The organism is Oleiphilus sp. HI0117 (assembly GCF_001635235.1).
The window spans coordinates 1-5,069 of record NZ_LWGA01001056.1 but is presented as its reverse complement, the minus strand read 5'-3'; the positions used below and the strand labels follow the sequence as shown (position 1 = coordinate 5,069).

Here is a 5,069-nt window from a genome sequence, read left to right as displayed (position 1 = left end):
CGCGTTGTTTTTTCCAACAACACCTACGATGCCACACATATGACTACCTCTTTAAAAACGTTTCTATCAAACTTTGGTTTCTTTATGACTTTCGAATACTGATCGAGACCATTGCTCTAATATAGACAAATTCTCGATCATTACCGAATTTTGCCACCAGTCGCTTTGCTCAAAAGGCGTTAAGCGAACAATGGCTACAAGCACAACTGCAAGAATTAACCCCCTGGCAAGACCAAACACAATTCCTAGCATTCTATCTATTGGGGTTAAGCCAGTTAAACGTATCAAAGCACCAACAATGAAGTTGATACCAGCACCCACCAGCAAGGTACCTATAAACAACATAATAAATGCTGCGATGGTTCTTAGTACTGGTTCATTAATTGAGTCAATCAATAAGGTTTGGAGATTAGGATGAAAGCTGCGCGCCACAATAAAGGCAACCACCCATGTAGCAAGCGACAAGGCTTCCTTAACAAAACCTCGCCTGAGACTCATTAAACTTGAAAGTGAGATAATGACGATGAGCGTCCAGTCGGCCCAATTTAAACCTGACATTTAAAGCGCATTAACCCCGTTAGTCTCTGACTTGCAATGATACATTTAACCCAAACAAATGATATCCAAAAAACAGGCGCGCATAATAACAAAGATAATGGGGGTTACGCATCAAAAAAGATGAGTCGACTATCAACCTTATACTTTTGGTCGAGTTTCTTCTTGGTTTTTTCAGCTTCACGCTTCTTAACAAAAGGACCGGTGAAGACCCTAATCGCTTTTTTACCGCCCAACAAAACTTCTTTTGTATGCCCGTCAAAACCATCGGCCCTGAGTTTGTCTCTTAGCTTATAAGCGTTCTCAGTTTTACTAAACGTTCCTAACTGAACCATCCAAATATTTTTAAAAACGGGCAAATGCGACACTTTTGGCTTGGAAGCCAGTGGACGTTTAGAGGCTGCTACGACAGGCTTAACTTCTTTGGGCTTAGGGGATTTTTTGACAGCTGCTGGGCTGGAAGGACTCTTTACCTGGACATCATCCGAAGGTTTTGACGCCTCATCGCTTAGGGCGCCAAGCTCAATTTTCTTAATAGCTTTCTCAGAGGGGCTTGGCTTAAGCAACTCATCACCCTCTACAACTTTACCCGTGTCGCTATCGACCGAGAGCACTTTGAACTGAGGTTGAACCGGCTTACCGATCTCTATTGTTTTATAGTCAGGTTTGGGTGGCACCGGTACTAAAAGACTTCGTCCTTCGTTATGAGGCTTATCAAAAATCATTGGCAGAAATATAATCGCCAAAGACAAGATAACGAACGCTCCGACCAAGCGTTGCTTTAAACTATCAACTGATTCACTCATAACTATCCATAAACTTTTTTGCGGCTTCGACAGTAAAGAACGAGCCAAACACTAACACAAGCGACTCTTTACCAGTAGTCATAGCCGATATTTCCTTCTCTTTTTGCTCTAGGCTAAACGCAAGTGCTTGATCTATCGTCTCGAAGCTAAGAACCTTATCGGACACTTCAGAAAGCACACTCTGCAATTCGGCAATAGACATTGCTCTGTCAACATTCAATGGCGCTATTAGCCAGCGATCCACAGATTCTGAAAGTTCCGCGACAACGCCTCGAACATCTTTATCTGCTAACGCAGAGAACACAACTTCAATTTTATCTTTTCCCTCACCCTCTTTTAACAAAAAGGACTTTAGGAACCTTGCTGCGTGAGGATTATGGCCTACATCAAAATATAAGCCTTTTACTTGGCTAGACTGTTCAAGGCGCCCTGACAACTTAACATTGCACATGCTTCGATATACCGAGTCGGCATCCAGCGAGCGGCCATCAAGCAATAGAGCGATTAACTGATAGGCGAGAAGAATATTGTTATCGGGTAAATTTAGCTTTGGAAACCCCTGAAACTTGAACCTACTCAAATCTTTCTGGGCAACACTCACCAAGTCATCGTCAATATAGAAATCTTCATGACAGACCAAGGTTTGACAAGCGAGCTTCTCAGCACATTCAAAGACGCTTTGAGGAAGGTTTTCACCAGCCAAAAATGGCTGACCTTTCCTTAGGATACCAGCCTTCTCTCTGCCTATTTGTTGAATATCGTCGCCGAGCCAGTCAATGTGATCAATGTCGATTGAAGTAATCACGGAGATATCTGCATCAACGATATTTACGGCATCCAAGCGCCCTCCTAAACCGATTTCGAGCAACACGACATCAAGATCTGCATTAAAGAGGACGTACAAAGCAGCCAAGGTGCCGAACTCAAAGTAGGTAAGCGGAGTGTCTCCCCTCACCTCGTCAATATATTGGAAGGCCTCAACAAGCTGATGGTCACTTGCATCAACGCCAAGCAATTGGACTCGTTCGTTGTATTTAGATATATGTGGAGAAGTATAGGTACCACACCTTAGCCCTTGCGAAGCCAGGCCAGCTTGGCTCAAAGCAATTGTCGAGCCCTTGCCATTAGTACCTGCGACCACCACAATTTTTCGCGGGCGCGCCTCAAAGCTCATTTTTTGGTAGACAGACTTTACTCTATCTAAGCCAAGCTCAATTTCTTTTGGGTGAGATTGTGATATGTGGCTTAGCCACTGATCGAGAGTGTTTAGCACGTTAGGCATGACTTAGGTAGACTGAAGCTCTTCACTCTCAGGTTCGGAATCAGAACCATCGCTATCAGCACTACTTTCTTCAGGTTTAGTCTCTTTAACTTCGTCCGGCGCTACTTTCGCCACTCTGAACTCTGTCAGTTTTGAAATAAGCGAAGACAAGCGATCCCTTAGTTCATGGCGCTCTAGTATCATATCGATTGCGCCATGCTCTAGCAAAAACTCACTCCGTTGAAAACCTTCTGGTAGCTTCTCTCGCACAGTTTGCTCAATAACACGTGGTCCGGCGAAGCCTATCAAAGCATTTGGTTCTGCGATATTCAAATCGCCCAACATCGCCAGACTAGCAGATACTCCACCAAATACAGGGTCTGTTAGTACAGAAATATAGGGAAGTCGTGCCTCTTTTAACTTCTCAAGTGCAGCGGCTGTTTTCGCCATTTGCATAAGTGAGATCAAGGCCTCCTGCATCCGCGCACCACCACTGGCACTAAAGCAAATCAATGGTTTACTTTCATCAAGACATAATTTTATCGCGCGAACAAATTTCTCCCCGACGACAGCCCCCATAGAACCACCAAGAAAAGAGAACTCAAATGCAGCAACGACAACCGGAACACCGTTTACTTCACCCTTAAAAGTAATCAAAGCGTCTTTTTCACCGCTCGCTTTTTGATTCGATACCAACCTGTCTTTGTATTTCTTCGTGTCTTTAAACTTCAGACGATCAACCGGCTCAAGGTTGGCATTAAGCTCAACCCGGTTATCGGGGTCAAGAAAGAGATCAATTCGCTGGCGAGCGGATACACGCATATGATGTTGGCATTTAGGGCAAACATTAAGATTTTTCTCAAGCTCAGGGCCATATAAAGCAGCACTACACTTTGGGCACTTTTTCCATACGCCTTCAGGTATATTGCCTTTTGAACCCGAGTCAGAACGAATCGACTTGGGTTTAATGATGTCCAGCCAACTACTCATTTTTCTACCTACACTCGTAACTTACACATTCAAAGTAAGAGATGGATTAAGCATCCATTGCAATACGCATTGATGAAACCAAGCCCTTAACGGCCTTATTTAACGCAACTTGATCATCTTTATTTTCAGCAATCAGATTTACAATGACGCTGCCAACAATAACGCCATTAGCTAACTTGGAAACAGCAGCAGCTGACGCTGCATCTCTAATCCCAAAGCCAACCCCAACCGGGATTTGGTTATATTTTTGGATCAATGCAACCTTCTCGGCAACCTCAGTTGTACTCAGTTCAGCTGAACCGGTGACACCTTTAACGGATACGTAATATACATAGCCGCTGCTATGACGACCGATATGCTGTATTCTCTCGTCGGTAGTTGTCGGTGCGATCAGGAAGATAGAGTCCAGATCATTTTCTTTCAGAAATGGTACAAGAGATTCAGCCTCTTCAGGCGGCAAGTCGACGATTAACGCACCATCAACACCAACCTCGGCAGCTTCAATAGCAAATTTTTCGTAACCTTTAATTTCCAAGGGGTTTAGGTAGCCCATCAATACGACCGGAGTATCTTGGTCTGTTTCACGAAATTCCTTCACCATCGAAAATATATCATCAAGCGATACATTGTGTTCAAGTGCACGCTCGCAGGCTAACTGAATTACCGGGCCATCGGCCATCGGGTCGGAAAATGGCACGCCAAGCTCGATTATGTCTGCGCCAGCTTCGACTAAGGTATGCATAATCTCAACCGTTGCGCCCGGTCTAGGGTCACCGCCAGTTACGTATGGGATTAATGCTTTTTTACCTTCGGCTTGCAAGTTCTCTAATACAGATTGAATACGACTCATAACTACACCTCAATTCCATCTATGCCAGCAACGGTATGAATATCTTTATCACCACGACCTGAAAGGTTAATGATCATAATTTTATCGGATGACATCGTCGCCGCCTTTTTAATTCCATAGGCGATTGCATGACTTGACTCAAGTGCAGGCATAATACCCTCAACTAGCGTTAGGCGACGGAATGCAGCAAGTGCCTCATCGTCGGTAACCGACACGTAATTTGCTCGCTTCATGTCCTTCAACCAGGAATGCTCAGGACCAACGCCTGGATAATCAAGCCCTGCAGAAATAGAGTGAGTGCCCTGAATCTGGCCAGCCTTATCAGACATCAAGTAGGTACGATTTCCGTGAAGAACTCCCGGAGCGCCAGCGCATAGCGGCGCAGCATGCTCACCAGTCTCGATACCGTGTCCTCCAGCCTCAACACCATACATCTCAACATCGTGGTCGCAGATAAAGGGGTAAAATAAACCGATTGCATTCGAGCCACCACCTACACAAGCGACTAAAGCATCAGGTAATCGCCCTTCTTTCTCAAGGCACTGAGCTTTTGCTTCTCGACCGATGATCGCCTGGAAGTCACGCACAAGCATAGGGTAAGGGTGAG

Annotated in this window: 6 protein-coding genes; all 6 read right to left on the bottom strand. The window is 44.8% G+C overall.

Annotation, left to right across the window (positions count from 1 at the left end; all coding sequences use genetic code 11):
• Positions 1 to 66: 66 nt before the first annotated feature.
• On the bottom strand, positions 67 to 558 hold the full coding sequence (locus tag A3757_RS18955; protein ID WP_068515765.1) for a CvpA family protein: 492 nt from the start codon (positions 556 to 558) through the stop codon (positions 67 to 69).
• Between the two features lie 104 nt (positions 559 to 662).
• Positions 663 to 1,361, bottom strand: coding sequence for an SPOR domain-containing protein (locus tag A3757_RS18950; protein ID WP_068515768.1), 699 nt, complete (start codon positions 1,359 to 1,361; stop codon positions 663 to 665).
• Positions 1,354 to 2,643: a folylpolyglutamate synthase/dihydrofolate synthase family protein gene (locus A3757_RS18945; RefSeq protein WP_068515771.1), complete on the bottom strand. Its 1,290-nt coding sequence runs from the start codon at positions 2,641 to 2,643 to the stop codon at positions 1,354 to 1,356. Before A3757_RS18945 ends, A3757_RS18950 begins: the two co-directional genes overlap by 8 nt.
• A 3-nt stretch (positions 2,644 to 2,646) precedes the next feature.
• Complete coding sequence (gene accD / locus A3757_RS18940) at positions 2,647 to 3,612, bottom strand: acetyl-CoA carboxylase, carboxyltransferase subunit beta (protein ID WP_068513657.1); 966 nt, start codon at positions 3,610 to 3,612, stop codon at positions 2,647 to 2,649.
• A gap of 46 nt (positions 3,613 to 3,658) precedes the next feature.
• A complete protein-coding gene (trpA, locus tag A3757_RS18935; RefSeq protein ID WP_068513659.1) occupies positions 3,659 to 4,462 on the bottom strand; it encodes a tryptophan synthase subunit alpha in 804 nt (267 codons plus the stop codon).
• 2 nt (positions 4,463 to 4,464) lie between these two features.
• A partial coding sequence (locus A3757_RS18930; RefSeq protein ID WP_156506420.1) for a pyridoxal-phosphate dependent enzyme occupies positions 4,465 to 5,069 on the bottom strand: 605 nt, incomplete at its 5' end.